Below are 19,609 nucleotides of genomic sequence, written 5' to 3'. Positions count from 1 at the left end.
CTCAGGCGGAGGTGAGCACTTCTACCATCTGCCCGCCGCGTCCGGCGGGCACGGCCACCAGCACGTCGGCCGCGGGAACGGTGAAGTGCACCGTCGTCCCCCGGCCCACCTCGCTCTCCACCCACATCCGCCCGCCGTGCGCGGCCACCAGCGCGCTGGCGATGGAAAGCCCCAGCCCCGCGCCGCGCCGGTCGGCCGTGTCGCCCTGCCAGAACGCGCCGAAGACGTGGGGCAGGTGCTCCGCGGGAATGCCGTGCCCCGTGTCGGCCACGGAGATGCGGACACACGCGTCGTCCGGTGCCGCGCCGATGGTGATCCGTCCGCCCGTTGGCGTGAACTTGATGGCGTTGCCCACCAGGTTGCTGAGCACCTGCACCACCCGCGCGCCGTCCGCCAGGGCGCGCAGGCCGGCGGGGGCATCGACGTCCAGTGTCAGCTTGCGCCCGGCGGCGATGGGCTGCAGCATCCCCCGCGCCGTGCAGAGCAGCTCGTGCACGTCCACTTCGGCCAGGTCCACGGAAGCCCGGCCGCCCGCTCCCTCCAGCTGCGCCACGTCCAGCAGGTCCTCCACGAGGCGGTACATCTGCCCGGAGGTCTGCTGGATGTTGGACAGCGCGTCGCGCACGTACGGGGACGAGCGGGGGGAAAGCGTCTGCAGCACCATCTCGGACTGCATGGTGATGGACGCCAGCGGGTTGCGCAGGTCGTGCGCGACCACGCCCAGGATGCGCTCGCGCGCCTCGGTGGCGCGGCGGGCCTGCAGGTACAGCTGCCGCGTTTCCAGCAGGTTGCGCACGCGCAGCAGCACCTCGACGATGTCGAACGGCTTGGTCAGGAAGTCGCGCGCGCCCTCGCCCAGTGCCGTGTCGCGCGCCTCGGGCGTCACGTCGGCCGTCAGCACCAGCACGGGGCGGTAGTCGCCGGGCTCGTCCATCTCGCGCAGGGCGCGCAGCACGTCGAAGCCCGTCATCCCCGGCATGTGCAGGTCCAGCAGCACCAGGTCCGGCCGGTGCTGGCGGGCCAGCTCCACCGCCTGAAACGGGTTCTGCGTCCGCAGCAGGTTGCCGAGTCCGGACCCGGCCAGGATGCCTTCCAGCAGGTCGAGGTTGGCTTCTTCGTCGTCCACCAGCAGCAGCGTGCTGCACGAAAGGTCTGGCGCGTTCACGCGTCACCTCGTTCGGAAAGGAACCGCTCCACCGTCTCCAGGAATTCCTCGACGTCGATGGGCTTGCTCAGGTAGGCGTCGGCGCCCAGCGCGCGCAGGCGGTCGTTGCTGGCGCGCGTGGCGTCGGCGCTGACGACGACGACGGGAATTCCGGCCGTGCGCGGGTCGGCGCGCAGGCGGCGGAGCACCTCGTCGCCCTGGATGTCGGGAAGGTGCAGGTCCAGCAGCACCAGGTCCGGCCGGTGCTCGCGCGCCAGCTCCACCCCAATGCCGCCCTGCAGCGCGGGAAGCAGCCGCCAGCCGGGGCGGCTGAGCAGGATGGTTTCTACCAGGCTCAGGTTGGCCAGGTTGTCTTCCACGTACAGCAGCGTGGCCTCGCGTGCGCCGCCCTCGGCCGTGCGCGCCAGGGCCGCGCCCGCGTCTTCCAGCGCGTCCACGGGGTCGGCCGCGCCCGCCAGGTCGGCGCGGAATACGCTGCCCTCCGACCCGGTGCTTTCCAGCGTCAGCACGCCGCCCATGGCCTCCGTCAGCCGTTGCGAAAGGGCCAGCCCCAGCCCCGTGCCTTCCACCCCCGACGCCTCGGCGCCCAGGCGGGCGAACGGCGTGAAGAGCTGGTCTGCCTTCTCCTCCGGGATTCCCTTGCCGGTGTCCTGCACCCGCAGCGTGTACCCGTCGTCGGAGGGCGTGCAGGTGATCTGCACGAAGCCGCCGGGGCGGTTGTACTTGATGGCGTTGCTCAGCAGGTTCAGCATCACCTGCGCGAGCCGCTGCCGGTCGGCCCGGACGAATGCGTCGGGGGGGCAGAGCGCGGGGCGCAGGGTGACGCCCCACTGCGCCGCCATCGGCCGTACAAGTCCCAGCGCCTCGTCCAGCAGCGGGGCGACGCGCACCGGCTCCAGCGACAGGTTGTGCCGTCCGGCCTCGATGCGGGCGATCTCCAGGACCTCGTTGATCAGGTTCAGCAGGTGCCGCCCGGCCTTCAGGATGTGCTGCACCGACTTCTGTTCGCCCTGGGCCAGGCTGGCACGGGCCAGCAGCTGCGCGAAGCCCAGGATGCTGTTCATGGGCGTGCGCAGCTCGTGGCTCATCCGCGACAGGAACTCGCTCTTGGCGCGGTTGGCTCGCTCCGCAGCCTCCGTCGCCGCCCGTAGCGCCTCTTCGGTCCGCCGCCGCTCGGTGACGTCGCGCGAGATGACGACGATCCCCTCGTCGGCCGAGTCGGGGAGCAGCGTGCGGCCGATGCTCTCCAGGACCTTCCACTGCCCGTCGGCGTGGCGGAAGCGGAACTGCACGGTGTGGCTGGTTCCCGGGTTCACCACCATCTGCGTCAGCGCCGTGCGCGCATCCTCCACGTCGTGGGGGTGCATGTACGGGAAGGGCGTCTCGCCCAGCAGCTCCGCCGGGGTGTAGCCCAGCACGCGCATGATGGACGGGCTCTGGTACAGGTACACGCCCGTCTGGTCCAGCACGGTGATCAGGTCCGATGCGTTTTCCGTCAGCGCGCGGAAGTGCTCCTCGCTCTTCCGCACCGCTTCCTCGGCGGTCACGCGGTCGGTGACGTCGCGGGCGTTGGCCACGATGCGCGGCTCGTGCGAGCCGGGCATCATCCGCGTGGTCGCCTCCAGCACCATCCACCGCCCGTCCTTGCGGTGGAAGCGGTAGCGCATGATGCGGGGGTTCTCCGGCTCCAGCAGCAGCATCTGCATCTCTTCGGCGACGGCACGGCGGTCGTCGGGATGCACGTAGTCGGCGGCCACGCTGCCCAGCATCTCGTCCGGCGTGTAGCCCAGCATCCGCTCCGCGGCGGGGCTGGCGTACAGCACGGCGCCGGTGACGGCGTCGTTGATGGTGGCCACGTCCGACGAGTTTTCGATCAACGCGCGGAAGTGCTCCTCGCTCTCGCGAAGCGCGCGCTCGGCGGCGTTGCGGTCGGTGATGTCGCGTGAGTTGACGACGACGCCATCCGCGGCCGTGTCCTCCGCCAGGGTGCGGGCGACCGATTCCAGGAAGTGCCAGACGCCGTCCTTGGCGCGGTAGCGGTACTCTACCGTATGCGCGGTGCCGGGCTGGGCCAGGATGCGGCGGAAGGTGTCGCGCACCCGGTCGATGTCTTCCGGGTGGATGTTTTCCCACGCGCTGCGGCCCACGCGCTCTTCGGGGGTCCACCCCAGCAGGCGCGGCATGGCGTCGCTTTCGTACGCCACCTGCCCGTCGGGCCCCAGGATGGTGATGATGTCGTAGGTGTTGGCCACCATCCGGCGGAACTGGGCCTCCTGCTCGCGCAGCGCCCGCTCGGCCGCCAGCCGGTCGGTGATGTCGCGGGCGTTCACCACCACCTGCCCGCTGGAAACGTCGGTGCTGGCGTGCGCCTCGAAGGTGCGGTAGCCGCCGTCCTTGTGCCGCACGCGGTACTGGATGGAGTACACGACGCCGGGGTTCGCCAGCATCTCGCCCAGGCGCCCGGCCGTCGGCTCGCGATCGTCGGGGTGCAGGTACGAGAGAGGGTCGGTGCCGGCCAGCTCCTCGGGATCGTACCCCAGCAGGTGCTGCACGCTGGGGCCGGTGTACGCGATGCGGCCGTCCCGGTGGATCAGCTGCACCATGTCGCTGGCGTTCTCGATCAGCCGGCGGAACTGCAGCTCGCGCCGCCGCAGCTTGCGTTCGGCCGACTTGCGCTCGGTGACGTCGCGGATGACGGCCATGAAGGTGCCATCCTCCATGGGCACCACGCGCGCCTCGAAGTCGCCCATCCCCGACTCGACCGGAAGCTGGTACTCGAAGTGGGCGATCTCGCCGCTTTCCTGCGCGCTGGCCATCGCCGCCTCGGTCTGCTCGGCGATGGGCGGCAGCACGTCGCGGATGCGCTTCCACAGGAACACCTCGGGAGGCACGGCCAGCCCCGAGCGCGCCCCGGCGCGGTAGTCCAGGATGGTGCCGTCGGCGCCCAGCCGGAAGAAGAGGTCGGGGAGGGCGCGGAAGATCCCCTCCAGCTCGTGCGTGCGCTCCATCAGCGCCTCGCGGGCGGCCTCGTGCTCGGCCACCTCTTCCTCCAGCGCCTCGTTCGCCTGCGCCAGCTCCGCCGTGCGCTCGGCGATGCCCAGCTCCAGCTCTTCGTTGGCATGGCGGAGCTGCGCTTCGGCGGCGCGGCGGTCGCGGATGTCGCGCGAGGTGGCCAGCAGCCGGTCCATCCCGCCGATGGCCACGCGGCGCAGCTGCACCTCGGCCCACACCTCGCCGCCGTCCTTGTGGCGGCCCAGCCATTCGAAGCGCTGCGGCTCGCCGGCGATGGCGCGCTCGATGTAGCCGCGCGCCACGTCGATGGTGAAGGGGTGCTCGCCCCAGGAGATCCCCTGTACGCCCAGCGCGCGCATCTCGTCCTCATCGTAGCCGTACAGCTCGCACGCGGCGCGGTTGACGTCGATGAACTCGCCGCTGTCCAGCTCGTGGACGAAGATGGCATCGGACGAGTGCTCGAAGATCGTCCGGTAGCTTTCCTCGGAGTCGCGGAGTGCCCGTTCGGCCACCTTGCGCTCGCCGATGTCGCGGATCAGCGCCAGCACGTGGGGCGTCCCGCGCACGTCCATCCGCTGGAGGCTCACCTCGCCCCAGATCTCCTGGCCGGTGCGGGGATTGATGCTGAGCCATTCGAAGGTCTGGGCCACCCCTTCCAGTGCCAGCCTGGACTGCTCCATCGCCAGTTCGGGCGTGAACGGCGGCGGGCCGTTCCAGATGATGGACGCCGCGTCGGCCTTCAGCTCCTCGAGCGTGGTTCCGCACAGCGTGCACGCCATGGCGTTGGCGTCCACCATCCGGCCCGTCTCCGGCTCCAGCACCATGATGGCGTCGTTGGAGTTCTCGAAGATGGTGCGGTAGTTCTCTTCGGAGACGCTGAGCGCCTGCAGCGCCTGCTGCTCTTCGGTGACGTCTTCCTGCACGAGCACCACCTCGCGCAGCTCGCCGCCGGGGCCGCGCACGGGGTACATCGAGGCGCGGATCCACCGCGGCCACTGCACGTCGGCCGAGGCGCGGGGGCCGCGCCCCGCGTCGTCGAACAGCACGGGGGGGATGCTCACCCGCTCCCCGGCCAGCCCGCGCTCCAGCAGCGGGCGCACCGACGCGAGCTGCGGCACCTCCAGCGGGCTGGTGCCGCGCAGGTCGTCGGTGCCGTAGCCCCACAGCCGGGTGTAGGCGGCGTTCACCTGCAGCGTGGCGCCGTCGGGCGTCAGCGTCTGCACCAAATCGGGGTACTGCTCGAAGAGGTCGCGGAAGCGCGCCTCGGACGCACGGATGGCCTCCTCGGCCTCTACGCGCTCGGTGACGTCCATCGACGTGCCGACGAGCCGCGCGGGCGTTCCGTCCGCCCCGGGCACCATCCTGCCGAGCGCATGGAGCCAGCGCGTCTGGCCGTCGGGCCTGACGATGCGGTAGCGGATGCCGAGGGGGGTCGCCTCCCGGATGACGGTCGCGCAGGCGTCGGACAAGCGCTGGCGGTCGTCCGGGTGGACGAAGCTCATGAACCCGTCCAGGGTCCGCGGCCCATCCGCGGGATCAAGCCCGTGGAGGCGGCACTGCTGGGCCGACCAGACGATCTCGTCCGTCGCCAGGTCCTGGTCCCAGCTTCCCAGCTGGGCGATGGCCTCGAGGTCGTCCACGTGCCGGTTGCGGCTGGCCAGGTCGTCCTCGGCCCTCGCGCGTGCCTCGCACTCCCACGCGGCGGCCAGCCGGTCGGCGAGGGCCGCGGCGAAGGCGCCCTCCGCTTCCGTCCACGACCGCGCGCCGTCGCGGCGCACGCGGATGAAGCCTGCCAGCGCGCCCTGGCTCCACACGCCCGCGTCCAGCGCCAGCTCGCCGCCTTCCGTGCCGGGGAGCACGGCCACCGACCAGCGTGCGGCGGCGAGTGCGCCGGGGCCGGGCCACACGGCGGCGGCATCCACGGTTCCACCGATCGCCGACTCATCTCCGGCGGAGGGCGCCCGGCCGTGGCAGACGAGCGCCTGGCCGTCGGGCGAGAGCATCCACAGCGCGGCTTCGCGGGCGCCGAGCGCGCGGGCAGCCGCGGCGAGCGCGTCGCGGGCCGTGTCGGCGAAGCGGGTGACGGGCGCGCGCGCGAGGCCGAGCAGAACGGCGTCGAGCGGCGGCGCGGCGCCCGTGGGCGCGGCGGACGAGGTGACCTGCATCGTGCGCGGGGAGAACGCTGGGAAACGCGGACCGAATGGGGAGGTGGGCGCGGACGTGGCGCCAGGGGAGAAAAGTAGGCACAAACCGCCGGATCTACAAGGGCGGATTGTACTTCGGTAAAACCGCGCCGGGTCGTGAATGAATCCGGCTCGCGTGCCCGGCCCGTACCCTGTGTCACAAGCAGTCATCCAGCGACCAAATGACCAGGGATACGGACATGAACAAGACGATCACAGTGGTGCTCGCGGCGGCAGTTCTCCAGGGGTGTGCCTCGGGAGGTACGGGCGAGATAGGGATGAACGCGCAGGGCGGCGCCATGGGGAGCCAGGCGTCGGTGATGGTGGGCGGCGCGGCGATGCTGCCGACGCGCAACATCGTGGAGAACGCGGTGAACTCCGCCGATCACACCACGCTCGTGGCGGCGGTGAAGGCCGCTGGGCTGGTGGAAACCCTCGCGTCCGCGGGCCCCTTCACCGTGTTCGCGCCGGTGAACGCCGCGTTCGACGCCCTGCCCGCGGGCACGGTCGCCACCCTGCTGCGCCCCGAGAACAAGGCCGCGCTCACGGGCGTGCTGACCTATCACGTGGTTCCGGGCCGCCACACCGCCGCCGACCTGATGCGCATGATCCAGGCGGGCGGCGGTCGCGCCACCCTGAACACCGCCGCCGGCGGAACGCTGACGGCGTCGATGAGCGGAAGCAACGTGGTCGTCCGCGACGCGGGCGGAAACGCGGCGACCGTCACCATCGCCAACGTGATGCAGTCCAACGGCGTGATCCACGTGGTGGACCGGGTGCTCCTGCCGCGCTAAGGCTGGGTATTGGCGGGGAGCTCTCCGGTGATGCCGGCGGGCTCCGCGGCCCTTGCGGGGTTGGGTGCGTATCGACGTGCGCCGGCGCATGCCTCGGCTGCCCTCTCCCCCGGCCCCTCTCCCGCAAGCGGGAGAGGGGAGAATTCGAACGCACTCCGGCAGGTTTGATGTGCGTGCAGGTGAAGCCCCGAACGGGACGCGTCAGCGGCCCGTGTCGGGGCTTTTCGCTTTTCAAGCCGCGGGTTCTCGGGGCGCGCCCCCCATCAGGCTCCAGCTGCTTCGGGCGAATGAATTCGCTGCAACGACCACACGAAGTCCGCCTTCGCGGACTGGCCTGTTCTCGTGTGGGGCAGGGTGTGTGGCGCGCCCCGGAATGTGCGGCGGATCCCTCAGTCGCTGCGGAGTACGGTTGATGGGCAGGTTCTATGGGGTCGCTCCATCGGGATGACAGGCGCGCTCCGGGACGCCATGAGGAAACCGGCCCTCAGGGCATGTGGAAGCCTCACGCCTCCAAGCCTCGGCGCGTCCTGGTTTGTCATCCTGAAGGAGCAACCCGCCGCACCGGCCCGGTCAGCGCAGCCAGGCGCGACTGACGGATCCAGCCTGAACCACGAACTCGCCTGGGCGCGGCAGCGACACGAAAGCCCGGACCTCGGCCCGGCTCAAGCGACGGTGGGATCCGCCACACATTGAGGGCGCGCCAAACACTCTGCGCCACACGAGAACAGGCCAGTCCGCGAAGGCGGACTTCGTGTATTTGTTGCAGCGAATTCAAATTCATTCGCCCGTGCCGGGGCCACGGCCGTCATCCAGGGCTGCGGAGTGGGTCGATGGGCAGGTTGTTTGGGGTCGCTCCATAGGGGATGACAGGCGTGCTTCGGCTGGTGCGGCGTGCGGGTGGGTGAGGCCTAGGGCAATCGACCCACGCGCCGTTTCGCGTTCCACCGCAACTTGTGCGTGTCCGGCGAAAGGCCGGGAGATCCATCCACGTCACGACACGAGGCGAAACAGCCATGCGTTCATATCTTCGCGCCGCCGCATTGACCCTGGCCGCCATCGGCGCGCTGGCCGACGTGCCCGCCCAGGCGCAGCTCGGCGGCATGATCCGCCGGGGAGCCGGCCGCGTAGTGGGCTCCGCGGCGGCCGGTGCCGCCACCCAGGCCGCCACGCCGGCCGCAACCCCGGCGCCGGCCACCCGGGCGCCCACGTTCGACGAGCATACCCTGGAAGTGACCGCGCCCGTGCTGGAGCGCTTCATCGCCTCCCTGAACGCCGAATCCACGGAGCGCACCCGCGTAGCCGGCGAGCGCTCCCGGGCCGGCGAGCTGCGCGCCCAGGTGGAACGCTACGAGCGCTGCCAGCAGCGCGAGAACGAAGCACGCGACGCCCGGGGCGCCGACCTGGCCGCCAACGCCGGCCCCGAGCTGGCCATGCGCCTCTCGCAGGCCATGATGCGCGGCGACACGGTTACCTACTACCGGCTGATGGACTCGGTGATGACCGTGCAGCGCGGCGGCCCGTCGCAATGCGGCGAGCGGCCGGCGCAGGCCTACGAAACGCTGCGCCGCCTGGACAACTCGGACCATATCGCGGGCATCGCCGCCGACGCGGGCAGCTTTACCATCCGCCAGCTCGCCGTGCTGCGCGAGCGCATTGCCCCCTGGGTGCTCTCCGGCGGGCGCCAGGGCAACTTCACCACCTCCGAAGGCGAGGTGCTGGCACGCCGGGCGGACGAGCTGCGCCGGTATGCGGAACAGCTTCAATCGTAGCCTGATTGCGGGCGCGGCGGTGGCCATGGCGGCCGCCGCCGCGCCCGCGGGGGCGCAGGGCCTCTCCATTGGCACTGAGGCGGGATGGCGGGGTTTCTGGCGCGGCGACACGGCCCCGGCGCGCTGGACCGGCCCGCTCCCCTCCGTCACTCGCGAGGTCCGCTGGCGCACGGTGCGGCCCGGGGTGGAGACCGGGGAGATCCGCGTGGCGGGCAGCGGCGAAGCGTGGCGGGTGCGCGTGGTGCTGGTTCGCATCGACCCGCGGCTTCATCGGCTGGCGCTGGACGAGGCGCGGGTGGCGGACGGGATGGCGGGCGCGTGGACGGTGGACAGCGCCGGGTCCGGCGCGGTGGTGGCCTTCAACGCTGGACAGTTCAGTGGCGGAACGCCGTGGGGATGGACGGTGCGCGACGGCCGCGAGGTGCGCGCCCCCGGCACCGGCCCGCTTTCCATGGCCGTGGTGGCCGACGCGGCGGGGCGAATCCGCTTCGTCGGCGCCGACAGCATCGGCGCGGCGCGGCGCGCGGGCGGGGTGGCGTGGGCCATCCAGTCGTATCCCGCGCTCCTGGTGAACGAGGGCCAGGTGCCCTCCGCGCTTCGCCCCGGCGCGCGGGATATCGACCTGGGGCACCGCGACGGACGGCTTGCCATCGGCGAGCTGCGCGACGGGCGGGTGCTGGTGGCGCTGACGCGCTTCGACGGCCTGGGCGGCGCCCTGTCTACCGCGCCGCTGGGATTTACCGTCCCCGAGATGGCGGGATTGATGGGCGCGCTGGGATGCCGCCGCGCGGTGCTGCTGGACGGCGGCATCAGCGCCCAGCTGCTGGTTCGGCCGGCGCGGGGGCGGGCGTTGCGGTACCCTGGCTGGCGGCGCGTTCCGCTCGGCATCCTGGTGGCGCCTCGGACCGCGCCGCCAGCGCGGTAGACGGCGGCACGTCGCGCTCCATCGAAAAACGAGAATCGGCCGCCCGGCGGAGTGCCGGGCGGCCGATCGTCATGCTGCCGAGGGTGCTTACTGAGCGGCTGGCGTCACGCCGAAGCCGCGCACCATCACGTCGATGTTGTGGTTCAGCCGCAGGCCGGCGACGCCGGCGGTGTTCAGCTGCGGGCCGAGGGTGCCGACCACCTGGCCGTTGATCAGGAACCGCGTCCCGAAGCTCCCCGTCTCCACAGCCAGCGCGTTGGTGGCGCGGCCCTGTGCGTCGGGGCGGGCGACCGCGGCGTGCTCCGTCCAGTCGGTCAGGGTGTGCACCTCGGTGCCGGCGCGGTGCTTGATGGTGAACTTGCCGTCCTGGCGCACCAGGAAGTAGGCGTAGTCCAGGTTGTCGGCCGCCAGGTTGCGCCCGCCGATCATCAGCCCGTAGCCCTCGGGATGCGCCGACAGCTTGTTCTGCGTGAAGCTGGCCGCCATGCGGTACGCGCCGCTGGGCGAGTTCGCGGGGTTGTAGAAGATGCCCGCCGGCCCGAGCTCCGCGTGCAGCCCACCGTCCATCTCCATGAACATCACCTGCGCCGCGTCGGCGTTGGCGCGGTCCAGGCGCACCGTCCAGCCCTGCGGTATCGCGTGCGAGTGCCCGCCGCCGTGGGCATGCCCGGCGCCATGGGCGTGTCCGGCACCGTGCCCCTGCGCTTGGCCCGCTGCGGGCTGCGCAGGCTGGGCGGGCTGGGCAGGCTGGGCGCCGCCGTGCTGGTGCTGGGCGCAGGCGGGCACGGCCGCCAGCAGGGCAAAGCTTACGAGAATTGTGCGCATGCGCTTCTCCGGGTCTGAATCGCGAGGAGAGGGGTCCGGCAGGAACCGAATGATATACGCAGATGCGTGAAAGAGCGAGAGTGCCGAAGTTAGCACGCGGTTAGAGCGGCAGCGGAAAGAGCAGCATGAAGCCGTTGATCATCAGGAGGGTGCCCAGCACGCCCAAGCCGATGGCGATGCCCAGGACGGGGCGCGAGACGGCCAGGATGGCGACCGATCCCAGCACCAGCGCCAGCTGGAACGCGACCTCGGAGAAGTCGAAGTTGGCGTCCTGCGCGCTCGCCCGCTCGCGCAGCCGCTCGTAGCTGCGGGCCTGCGCGGAAAGCTGCTTCTTTCCCTCGCCGCGAAGCGTGTCCTGAGGTGCCGCGGGATCGGGCTCGTCGTCGTAGCGCGCGATCGTCTCCTTGTACTTCGTCACCTGCGATTCCAGCGCGCTCCGTTCGGCGGCGTCCAGGGACGGGTCTGCCAGGCGGGCGGTGAGCTGATCGGCGGTGAGCCTGTACTGCGTCTGGCGGACGTTCTTGGCCTGAAAGAAGGCCCAGGTGTCGCTCGCCTTGATGTTGCTGTGGATCATGTCTTCTGCCACGTTCCCGCCCCCCAGGCTGCCGATGGCCAGCAGCATGGCCATGAAGGCGATGACGAGCGCGGCGCGGGAGCGGAACTTCTCGTCGTGCTCGGCTTCCTCGCGGTCTTCGCGGAGTTCGCTGATCAGCTCGGAGGCGTCCTTTGCGTCCATCGGGCGGCTGGTGCGGGAGTGGGGGGGCTGGGCGGCAGCAGGAGCAGACTTCCCGATATTGAAACGGATGGATACGGGTCCGCAAGTCTCTCGTGCGCTCCGGGACATTTCCAAGGCCCGAGGCTGCGAGGGCGAATGAATTCGCTGCAACAACCACACGAAGTCCACCTTCGTGGACTGGCGGCTTTTGTGAATTCCTGGGGCGGTGTGGCGCGCCCGGTCCGCCGTGCACGCCGCACCCGTCGAAGCGCGAGCGAATTCTCCCCTCTCCCGCTTGCGGGAGAGGGGCCGGGGGAGAGGGCAGCCGAGGCATGCGCCGGCCCAAATTGAAACGCACCCAACCCCCCAGGCCCATCCAAGGCATGCGCCCGCAGCGGGGAACCCGCACTCCCCCTCAGTGCCCCAGCCTCCGATCCCAACCCAGCGCGTTGTACCGCCGCAGGATCTCCATCACCCGGTCCAGCGGCAGCGCCTCCACGGTGGCTCCGCTCCCGGTCGTGGTCTCGGCGGCGAAGAGGGAGTTGATGATGGCCTCTTCCGTGGCTTCGGCGACGGCCTGGAAGAGCGGTGACATCGCGTCGTTCGGCAGATCCGCCATCGGTGCCGGCGCGCGCGCCCCGAACTGCCGGCGCACCTCGGCCGCGGTGGAGAACGCGATCCCGTAGTCGCCCGAGCCGTTGGTCATCGACGCGCCGGTCCGCCCCAGCCCCACGATGGCGCGCGACGCCAGCCGCTCCAGGCTGCGCGCGCTCAGCGGCGCGTCCGTCGCCACCACGATCATGATGCTTCCGTCCCCGCGGTCCTGCGGCCCCCGCGCGTCGGCGCCCAGCTCTCGCTGAAAGGCGTATCGCCCCAGCTCGCGTCCCACCGGCGCGCCATTGATCGACAGCACGCCGCCGAAGTTGCTCTGCACCAGCACGCCCACGGTGTATCCACCGAGGGTCGACGGCAGCGCGCGAGAGCTGGTGCCGATGCCGCCCTTCCACCCGAACGCCACCGTTCCCGTCCCCGCGCCTACCGCCCCCTCGCGCACCCGGCCGTCCGAGGCCGTCTCCAGCGCGCGGACCACGTGCTCCGCGTGGACGGGACGGCTGCGGATGTCGTTCAGCATCCCGTCGTTCGTCTCGCCCACGACGGGGTTGATGGAGCGCACCTCCGCCATCCCCGGCTGCCGCAGCATCCACCCCGCCATCGCGTCCGCGGCGTTCCACACGCACAGGGTGCAGGTGAGCAGGATGGGCGTTTCCATCTCCCCCAACTCGCGCACCTGCGTCACGCCCAGCAGCTTGCCGAAACCGTTGCCTACGTGGATGGCGGCGGGCACCCGCTCGCGGAACAGGTTGCCCCCGTGCGGCAGGATGGCGGTAACGCCGGTGCGGACGGAGTCGCCTTCCACCACCGTCACTTGGCCCACGCGCACGCCGGCCACGTCGGTGATGGCGTTCAGCGGGCCCGGCGGCAGGATGCCGATGGCCACGCCCGCGTCGCGCGCCCGGGGCCGCGGGGCGGGGGACTGGCCCACGGCGTCCGCGGCGGTGACGACGGCCGCGAGCAGCGGAACGGCGAGGCGGAGCGCGAGAAGCATCATCTGCGAGATGGGGCAGGGCGGAAACGGGCGAACGGCGGCCGGAGCGGAAGATCATCCGCCCCGGCCGTCGCTGCAAGCATGGCCGCGATCAAGTCTGCTACGGTTGGATGCTGACCGGTTCGCCGGTGGCCGTGCGGACGTCCACCACCTCGCCGCCCGTTTCCACCAGACCGATCACCACCGGCTTCAGGCCACGAGGCCGGACCACCATCCCAGGCATGCGCATCGTCCAGCGGCTCACGATCCACCCCCCGCCGGCCACCTGGGCGAACTCGATGCGCCCGCCCAGCGGGGCCCCCGTGCGTTCGTACGGCAGGTTGACATAGGTGTACTCCACGAAGCGCAGGTGCCCCGTCTTCCCATCGAGCCAGAGCGTCCCGCGCACTTCCGGGAGGCGGCGGGTTCGCAGGGGGGCGAAGTCCAGCCCCACCAGGCCCGCGTTCTCTCGCCGGCCCTCGCGAAAGCTGAAGCAGTGATGGTCCAGAAACGCATCCGAAAGCAGGGTCGGCGCGTCGGGCGCGTGGAAGGCGAGGGAGTCACCCTCCGGCTCCACGTAGCCGTACGCAACGAGACGATCCTGCGGCGGCGAGCGGAAGGACTGCCCGCTGAAGTCCGTTCCCACGGCCGACGAGGAGTCCTGCACCGTGAGCCGCCGAGCGCTGAATACGCGGCGGAACCGGCGCAGGCGGTATTGGTACGCCTGCCGCCGCGCCGCGACCTCGGCGGCCTCCAGCGCCTTGCGCGCCTCGTCCCACACGATGGCTGCCTGGACTCCGTTCGACGGGCGCACCGTGCACCGGCGACGGACGCCGCGCGCCACGACCGCGTCCAGTGTGACGACCGACGGCACGATGGAGAGCGGCTGCGTCGCCTGCTCCCCCGCGCTCAGCGCGAGCACGGGCGACGACGCGGTGGAGTATCCCACCCGCTCCGCCCGCACCCGGAACGCGCCCGCCGACGATGCGCGAACCGTGTACCGCCCCTGCGCGTCGCTGACCGTGGCGTCGTGGCGCCCGCCAGCCGTGTCCAGCAGCACCACGACGGCCCCGGGGACGGCCGCGCCCGTCCAGCGGTCCACGACGGTGCCTGCGACGGCCTGGGCGGCTGACGAGGCCGGCGCCCCCGCCAGGGCCAGGGCGAGCAGCAGAACGCCGTGGAATCGCGGCATCGGTGTAACGAGCGAGGAGGTAGATGTTGACGTGCCGCCGGACCCGGCACGGCAGAACTGTGCCCGTCCAGTCTGCCGAATTGGCCGACACTGCTGGTCCGCCGGATGCAGTCGCGCGCGGCGGGCCGGGGGAGCCCGGCCGACGTCCACCGAACCCCTTCGACTACAGGAGGAGCCCGTGAAATCGCTTGTGTTGTCGATGATTCTGCTCGCTGCCTCCGCCGCGGCCTGCGCGCCGTCCGCTCCCGCGGTGGCGCCCGCCCCCGAGCCCGCGCCCCGCGCCGCGCCCGCGCGTGCCGACGTGCCGCCCGTGCTGGCGCTGTTGAGCGAGCGCGAGCGCCTGTCGCTTTCGGCCGCGCAGGTGGCTGCGCTGGATTCCATCGCCCGCGACTGGGACGTGATGAACGACAAGCTGCACCGGCGCGCGGGCGTCGCCAGGGGAAACCGCCCCCCGGCGTTCGCGCTGGCGCTGCGCCCCGGGGCCAAGCCCGCGCTGTCGGCCATCGCCGAGAACAACCGTCGCGCCGCCGAAGCGGTTCGGCAGGTGCTGACCCCCGAGCAGCGCCAGTCCGTCTGTGCGCTCTCGTCGGCCCCCCGTACGATCGTGCTGGAACGGGAGGGTGGCAAGGCCGCGCGGCTGACGCGCGCGCTGGGCCTGCGCACAGACGGCGGCATGCGCGGATGGACCGCATCCGCCGCCCGCGCGCGGACGACCCCTCCCTGGCCGTGGTGCCAGCCCGCCGCCTCGGACCTGGCCCAGTCGCGCCGCTGATTCGCCGCGATCGAACGGGCGGGACGACATCGATTTCAACCGGGGTGTCGGAGGGGCGCAGCCGGATCACGGGCTGCGCCTCTCTCGTGTGCGCCCATCCCGGCCCCAAAGAGCACATTGAGCCCTTGCATCGTCGCGTTTGCAGCGTGCCGAGCGAGGAAACGGCATTCAGGTCCATGCCTCTGTCCGTGCACCATCTGTCACGCCGTTCCGGTATTTCGAAGCAGCGTCGCCGCATTCCCGGGCTCCGCGGCACCTCCTCTCCCCACCCAGAAACGCACATTGAACCCTCTTGCGAAATTTAATATCAGACACTAAAGATAAAGATACCGTCTCTTCTCTCTTCCATCACACACAAGGAAGGCAGGCATGAGGCCCCCGATCCATTCTCTCCCCGCCGTGCTCCTGGCGGGCGTGCTGGCCGCCGGGTGCAGCGATGCGCCCACCACTCCGCAGGCGAACAGCGGAGCCGCTGCGCCACTGCTGGCGGCGGCTCCCGGCCAGGGTATCCGCGACCGCTACATCGTCGTGTTCCGCGACGGGACGCCCGACGCGCCGGAGCTGGCCCGGCAGCTGGTGGCCGCTCACGGTGGTGCGCTGCACTACACCTACACGAGCGCCCTCCGCGGCTTCGCGGTTCCGGCGTGCGCATCTACGTGCTGGACACCGGGATCCGCTTCGACCACGTGGACTTCGGCGGCCGTGCGTCGGGCGGGTACGATGCGTTCGGGGGCAGCGCGGCGGACTGCCACGGACACGGCACGCACGTCGCCGGCACCGCGGCCGGAAGCACCTACGGCGTGGCCAAGAGCGCCAGCGTAGTCTCCGTGCGCGTGCTGGACTGCAACGGCTCCGGCACGTGGAGCGGCGTCATCGCGGGGGTGGACTGGGTGACGGCGAACCACGTGAAGCCGGCAGTGGCCAACATGTCGCTGGGCGGGGGCGGCAACACCGCGCTCGACGCCGCCATGGACAACTCCATCAACGCGGGGGTGACGTATGCCGTCGCGGCGGCGAACGATTGGGGAGATGCCTGCTACTACTCGCCCGCGCGCGTTGCCGCGGCGCTGACGGTCGCCGCCTCCACGCAGTTGGACGAGCGGTCGTGGTTTTCCAACTACGGACGTTGCGTAGACCTGTACGCACCGGGGTCGAACATCCTTTCGGCCTGGCACACCGGCAGCACGGCGACGAACACCCTCAACGGTACCTCCATGGCGTCGCCGCACGTGGCGGGCGTGGCCGCGCTGTACCTGGAGACCAATCCCACCGCCGCGCCCGCCACAGTGGTGGCGACGATCGTGAACTCCGCGTCCACCAGCGGGCTGACGGGCGCCGGTTTGGGCGCGCCCAACAACCGCCTGGTGAATTCGACCCTGACGGGGTACTCGCCGCAGTCGTGGCCCCCGCCGCCGTCCACGCCAGTCAGCGCTGACATCGACTGCTACCCCTCGGGCTTCTGGGGCTACATGGATTGCTACGCGTATCCGGGAGGCGGAACGGGCAGCGGGTACGAGTTCACCTGGATCAACGGGTCTGGATGGGGGGATTACGCCATGGTGCAATGCCCCTACTCCCCCTGGGGCGGCGGCGCCTGGGTCGATGTGTACGTCACCGTGCTGGACAGCGGCGGCTCGGGGACGACCAAGTGGGAAGCGGTCCAGTGCAACTCCGGCTGGGGCTGATCAGCCCGGCGAGTGTACCGGCGGCTTGCGAGCGCCGGAGGTGAGATGGCGGGCGGAACGTGGGCGCCACGGCCTAACCAGGCTCGCTCCGGCAATCGTTGAGAGCCCATCGTCGACCGACGCGGACAAAACGGGTGGGGCCGGGATCTGCCGGCCCCGCCCGCCTGGTTTCTGCGCTCACCCGTGCGAGCGGCGCGTGCAGGTGGTAGATTGCCGCCCTTTCCGGGATCCTTACCACGAGAGAGCACGGGCGGCACGCGATGTCGATGCGGGAAAAGCTGGAGCACCTCGATGAGCTGCGCAGGCAGGCGGAGCTGGGCGGCGGGGAAAAGCGGATCAAGGCGCAGCACGAGCGCGGCAAGCTCACCGCGCGCGAGCGGCTGGACGTGCTGCTGGACGAGGGCAGCTTCGTGGAGCTGGACCGCTTCGTGGTGCACCGCGCCACCGGCTTCGGGCTGGAGAACGAGCGCTACCTGGGCGACGGCGTGGTCACCGGCTACGGCACGGTGCACGGCCGCCTGGTCTACGTGTTCTCGCAGGACTTCACGATCTTCGGCGGCTCGCTGAGCGAGGCCCACGCGGAAAAGATCGTCAAGATCATGGACCTGGCGCTCAAGAATGGCGCGCCGGTCATCGGCTTGAACGACTCCGGCGGCGCGCGAATCCAGGAAGGCGTCGTGTCGCTGGGCGGCTACGCCGACATCTTCCTGCGCAACACCCTGGCGTCGGGCGTCATCCCGCAGATTTCGGCCATCCTGGGCCCCTGCGCCGGCGGCGCGGTGTACAGCCCGGCGATCACCGACTTCATCTACATGGTGCAGGGCTCCAGCTACATGTTCGTCACCGGGCCCAACGTGGTGAAGACGGTGACGCACGAAGACGTGACGATGGAGGAGCTGGGTGGCGCGGCCACGCACGCGGCCAAGTCGGGCGTGGCGCACTTCGCCGTGAAGAGCGAAGTGGAATGCCTCCACAAGATTCGCCACCTTTTCGAGTTCATCCCGCGCAACAACGCCGAGGACGCGCCGCGGCGGGCCACGGACGACCCGTTCGACCGGGCCGACGAGGAGCTGCTGGACATCGTTCCCGACCATCCCAACAAGCCGTACGACATGCACGACGTCATCCGCCGCGTGGTGGACGACGGCGAGTTCTACGAGGTGCACGCCGACTACGCGGGCAACATCCTGGTGGGCTTCGCGCACGTGGGCGGCCACTCGGTGGGCATCGTGGCTAATCAGCCCGCGGTGCTGGCCGGAGTGCTGGACATCGACGCGTCGGTGAAGGCGGCGCGCTTCGTCCGCTTCTGCGACTGCTTCAACATCCCCCTGCTGACTTTTGAGGACGTGCCCGGGTTCCTGCCTGGCGTCACGCAGGAGCACGGCGGCATCATCCGGCACGGGGCCAAGCTGCTGTTCGCGTTCTGCGAGGCCACGGTTCCCAAGGTCACCATCATCACGCGCAAGGCGTACGGCGGGGCGTACGACGTGATGAGCAGCAAGCACATCCGCGGCGACATCAACTACGCCTGGCCCACGGCCGAGATCGCGGTGATGGGGGCCAAGGGCGCGGTGGAGATCCTGTACCGCCGCGAGATCGCCTCGGCCGACGACCCGGCGCAGGCGGCCGAGGCCAAGCAGGCGGACTACGCCGAGCGCTTCGCCAACCCGTTCGCCGCCGCCGCCCGCGGCTACGTGGACGACGTGATCGATCCGCGCGAAACGCGAGCGCGGGTGATCAGCGCGCTCGACATGCTGCAGAACAAGCGCGACAGCAACCCGCCCAAGAAGCACGCGAACATCCCGCTCTGACGATGGCTACACTGTAAACCTTGACGGTGGGAGCGGCGCGCGGTAGCTTGTACTCGCACGCTGTGGACGGCTGAGCATGCACGACGGCGGCGCTCCCACACAGGGGACGCCGCCGTCTCGTTCTACGTAACCGGATGCAAACAGAGCCCCTGAAGCACGCGTTTTGGGCGATCGTTACGGACTGCTTGCAGGCATTCCATGATTTTGAGCGGGATGAGGCCGTGCTCAGGGTTGCGGGATACCGCGAGAGCATCGAGAACCCGCCGCTGGAGCAGTTGCCTCCGGCAGGATACGACGCTGACCTGATCTTCCACGAGGAACCGTTCTACCTCGCCAGCGATCTTGCCGGGGAGGAACTGAACTCGCCGAGTACCGGATCGAGTACGAGCGAATTGTCGCTGCTCGGTACGGACCGGCGGAAGTGTCAGCACGGGTGCTGGGAACACTGTGAGCAGCGGCCAGTAGCTTGACTCGGACGCTGTGGACGAAAGGCGGAGATGAACGAGCGGAGCGTATCTCGGGATGGGAAGACTGGCCGGGCAGTCGTTGCTGGCACGGACGCGCCCGCGGATGACGGCATGGAATCGATCGTGTTCGGTGAGTGCCTAGGCCGCGTCGACTGGGCCGATTACGATGAGGGCCGCCATCGAACCGAACTGATCGATGGTTTGCTCGCGGCGGAAGCCGAGTTGGATACGGGCTTGGGCCGGCTCCACGAGGACGTCTTTGGCGAACTTCTGCAGCAGTATGGAGGACGGGCGGATATCGCGGACACCGCGATGATCGTCTCAAATCCCGATGTGATGTTCGGAAAACCGGTCATCGCGGGCACGCGCATCACGGTTGAGCACATCCTGGAGGAACTCCGGGCGGGCAGCACAATCGAAGAACTGATTGAAGGGCACCCGCGGCTCACCCGTGCGGGTATAGCCGCGGCCCTGGAGTTCGATCGCGCGGGTGGGTACCCGCCTCAGCCGTAGCGCGTCTCTACGCTGACCGTGCCGAACATGCCCGAGCCGGGCTCGCGCTTCTTGAGGTGCGTCAGGACCAGGGCGCCGAACCCCACGAGGATCAGCAGGATGAAGATTGCCCCCCAGAAGCGCTTCGTGGGCGACATCGGGTCTCTGGGCGAGGGACGGGCGGATCCGGCCATGGTCCTGAGTCTGTGACGAGGAA

The 19,609-nt window shown here is 70.5% G+C and carries 15 protein-coding genes; 8 read left to right on the top strand and 7 right to left on the bottom strand.

The genetic code is table 11. From position 1 onward, the window contains the following. Position 1 precedes the first annotated feature (1 nt). On the bottom strand, positions 2 to 1,165 hold the full coding sequence (locus VF632_RS04220; RefSeq protein ID WP_331021604.1) for a sensor histidine kinase: 1,164 nt from the start codon (positions 1,163 to 1,165) through the stop codon (positions 2 to 4). After that, positions 1,162 to 6,342 carry a PAS domain S-box protein gene (locus VF632_RS04215; protein ID WP_331021603.1) on the bottom strand — a complete coding sequence of 1,727 codons (5,181 nt, stop codon included), beginning with the start codon at positions 6,340 to 6,342 and terminating at the stop codon, positions 1,162 to 1,164. The genes VF632_RS04220 and VF632_RS04215 overlap by 4 nt, the downstream gene beginning before the upstream one ends. A gap of 218 nt (positions 6,343 to 6,560) precedes the next feature. Here VF632_RS04215 and VF632_RS04210 point away from each other — a divergent pair, with 218 nt between their 5' ends. The 3 genes from VF632_RS04210 (at position 6,561) to VF632_RS04200 (ending at position 9,848) form a co-directional block, all read left to right on the top strand. After that, positions 6,561 to 7,154 (top strand): fasciclin domain-containing protein, encoded by a 594-nt coding sequence (locus VF632_RS04210; protein WP_331021602.1) that lies wholly within the window; start codon positions 6,561 to 6,563, stop codon positions 7,152 to 7,154. Positions 7,155 to 8,167: 1,013 nt separating this feature from the next. Beyond that, the gene (locus tag VF632_RS04205; RefSeq protein WP_331021601.1) at positions 8,168 to 8,923 is read left to right on the top strand and encodes a hypothetical protein; all 756 of its coding nucleotides are present in this window, start codon (positions 8,168 to 8,170) and stop codon (positions 8,921 to 8,923) included. Further along, complete coding sequence (locus tag VF632_RS04200) at positions 8,901 to 9,848, top strand: phosphodiester glycosidase family protein (RefSeq protein ID WP_331021600.1); 948 nt, start codon at positions 8,901 to 8,903, stop codon at positions 9,846 to 9,848. Before VF632_RS04205 ends, VF632_RS04200 begins: the two co-directional genes overlap by 23 nt. Positions 9,849 to 9,935: 87 nt before the next feature. Here VF632_RS04200 and VF632_RS04195 read toward each other — a convergent pair whose 3' ends face one another. The 4 genes from VF632_RS04195 to VF632_RS04180 all read right to left on the bottom strand — a co-directional run bounded on the left by VF632_RS04195 (position 9,936) and on the right by VF632_RS04180 (position 14,165). Next, on the bottom strand, positions 9,936 to 10,673 hold the full coding sequence (locus VF632_RS04195; RefSeq protein ID WP_331021599.1) for a hypothetical protein: 738 nt from the start codon (positions 10,671 to 10,673) through the stop codon (positions 9,936 to 9,938). Positions 10,674 to 10,773: 100 nt separating this feature from the next. After that, the gene (locus VF632_RS04190) at positions 10,774 to 11,409 is read right to left on the bottom strand and encodes a DUF4337 domain-containing protein (RefSeq protein ID WP_331021598.1); all 636 of its coding nucleotides are present in this window, start codon (positions 11,407 to 11,409) and stop codon (positions 10,774 to 10,776) included. Between the two features lie 394 nt (positions 11,410 to 11,803). Continuing rightward, complete coding sequence (locus VF632_RS04185) at positions 11,804 to 12,994, bottom strand: P1 family peptidase (protein WP_349263965.1); 1,191 nt, start codon at positions 12,992 to 12,994, stop codon at positions 11,804 to 11,806. 100 nt (positions 12,995 to 13,094) lie between these two features. Next, positions 13,095 to 14,165, bottom strand: coding sequence for a carboxypeptidase-like regulatory domain-containing protein (locus tag VF632_RS04180; protein WP_331021596.1), 1,071 nt, complete (start codon positions 14,163 to 14,165; stop codon positions 13,095 to 13,097). Between the two features lie 178 nt (positions 14,166 to 14,343). Here VF632_RS04180 and VF632_RS04175 point away from each other — a divergent pair, with 178 nt between their 5' ends. The 5 genes from VF632_RS04175 to VF632_RS04155 all read left to right on the top strand — a co-directional run bounded on the left by VF632_RS04175 (position 14,344) and on the right by VF632_RS04155 (position 19,413). Further along, entirely contained in the window at positions 14,344 to 14,937 is a 594-nt protein-coding gene (locus VF632_RS04175; RefSeq protein WP_331021595.1) for a hypothetical protein, read from the top strand. A 644-nt stretch (positions 14,938 to 15,581) separates the two neighbouring features. After that, positions 15,582 to 16,622, top strand: a complete 1,041-nt coding sequence (locus VF632_RS04170; protein WP_331021594.1) for a S8 family peptidase — start codon at positions 15,582 to 15,584, stop codon at positions 16,620 to 16,622. Between the two features lie 260 nt (positions 16,623 to 16,882). Further along, on the top strand, positions 16,883 to 18,433 hold the full coding sequence (locus VF632_RS04165; protein ID WP_331021593.1) for an acyl-CoA carboxylase subunit beta: 1,551 nt from the start codon (positions 16,883 to 16,885) through the stop codon (positions 18,431 to 18,433). A 134-nt stretch (positions 18,434 to 18,567) separates the two neighbouring features. Next, complete coding sequence (locus VF632_RS04160) at positions 18,568 to 18,903, top strand: hypothetical protein (RefSeq protein ID WP_331021592.1); 336 nt, start codon at positions 18,568 to 18,570, stop codon at positions 18,901 to 18,903. Positions 18,904 to 19,011: 108 nt separating this feature from the next. Continuing rightward, the gene (locus VF632_RS04155; RefSeq protein ID WP_331021591.1) at positions 19,012 to 19,413 is read left to right on the top strand and encodes a DUF433 domain-containing protein; all 402 of its coding nucleotides are present in this window, start codon (positions 19,012 to 19,014) and stop codon (positions 19,411 to 19,413) included. On the opposite strand, the gene VF632_RS04150 is transcribed toward VF632_RS04155, so the two are convergent. Then, positions 19,404 to 19,550 (bottom strand): hypothetical protein, encoded by a 147-nt coding sequence (locus VF632_RS04150; protein ID WP_331021590.1) that lies wholly within the window; start codon positions 19,548 to 19,550, stop codon positions 19,404 to 19,406. The two genes, VF632_RS04155 and VF632_RS04150, sit on opposite strands and share 10 nt — an antisense overlap. Between the last annotated feature and the right edge of the window lie 59 nt (positions 19,551 to 19,609).

The organism is Longimicrobium sp. (assembly GCF_036388275.1).
Classification (GTDB): Bacteria; Gemmatimonadota; Gemmatimonadetes; order Longimicrobiales; family Longimicrobiaceae; genus Longimicrobium.
Note: the sequence above shows the minus strand (reverse complement) of the source record. Positions and strands in the feature narration are given on the sequence as shown.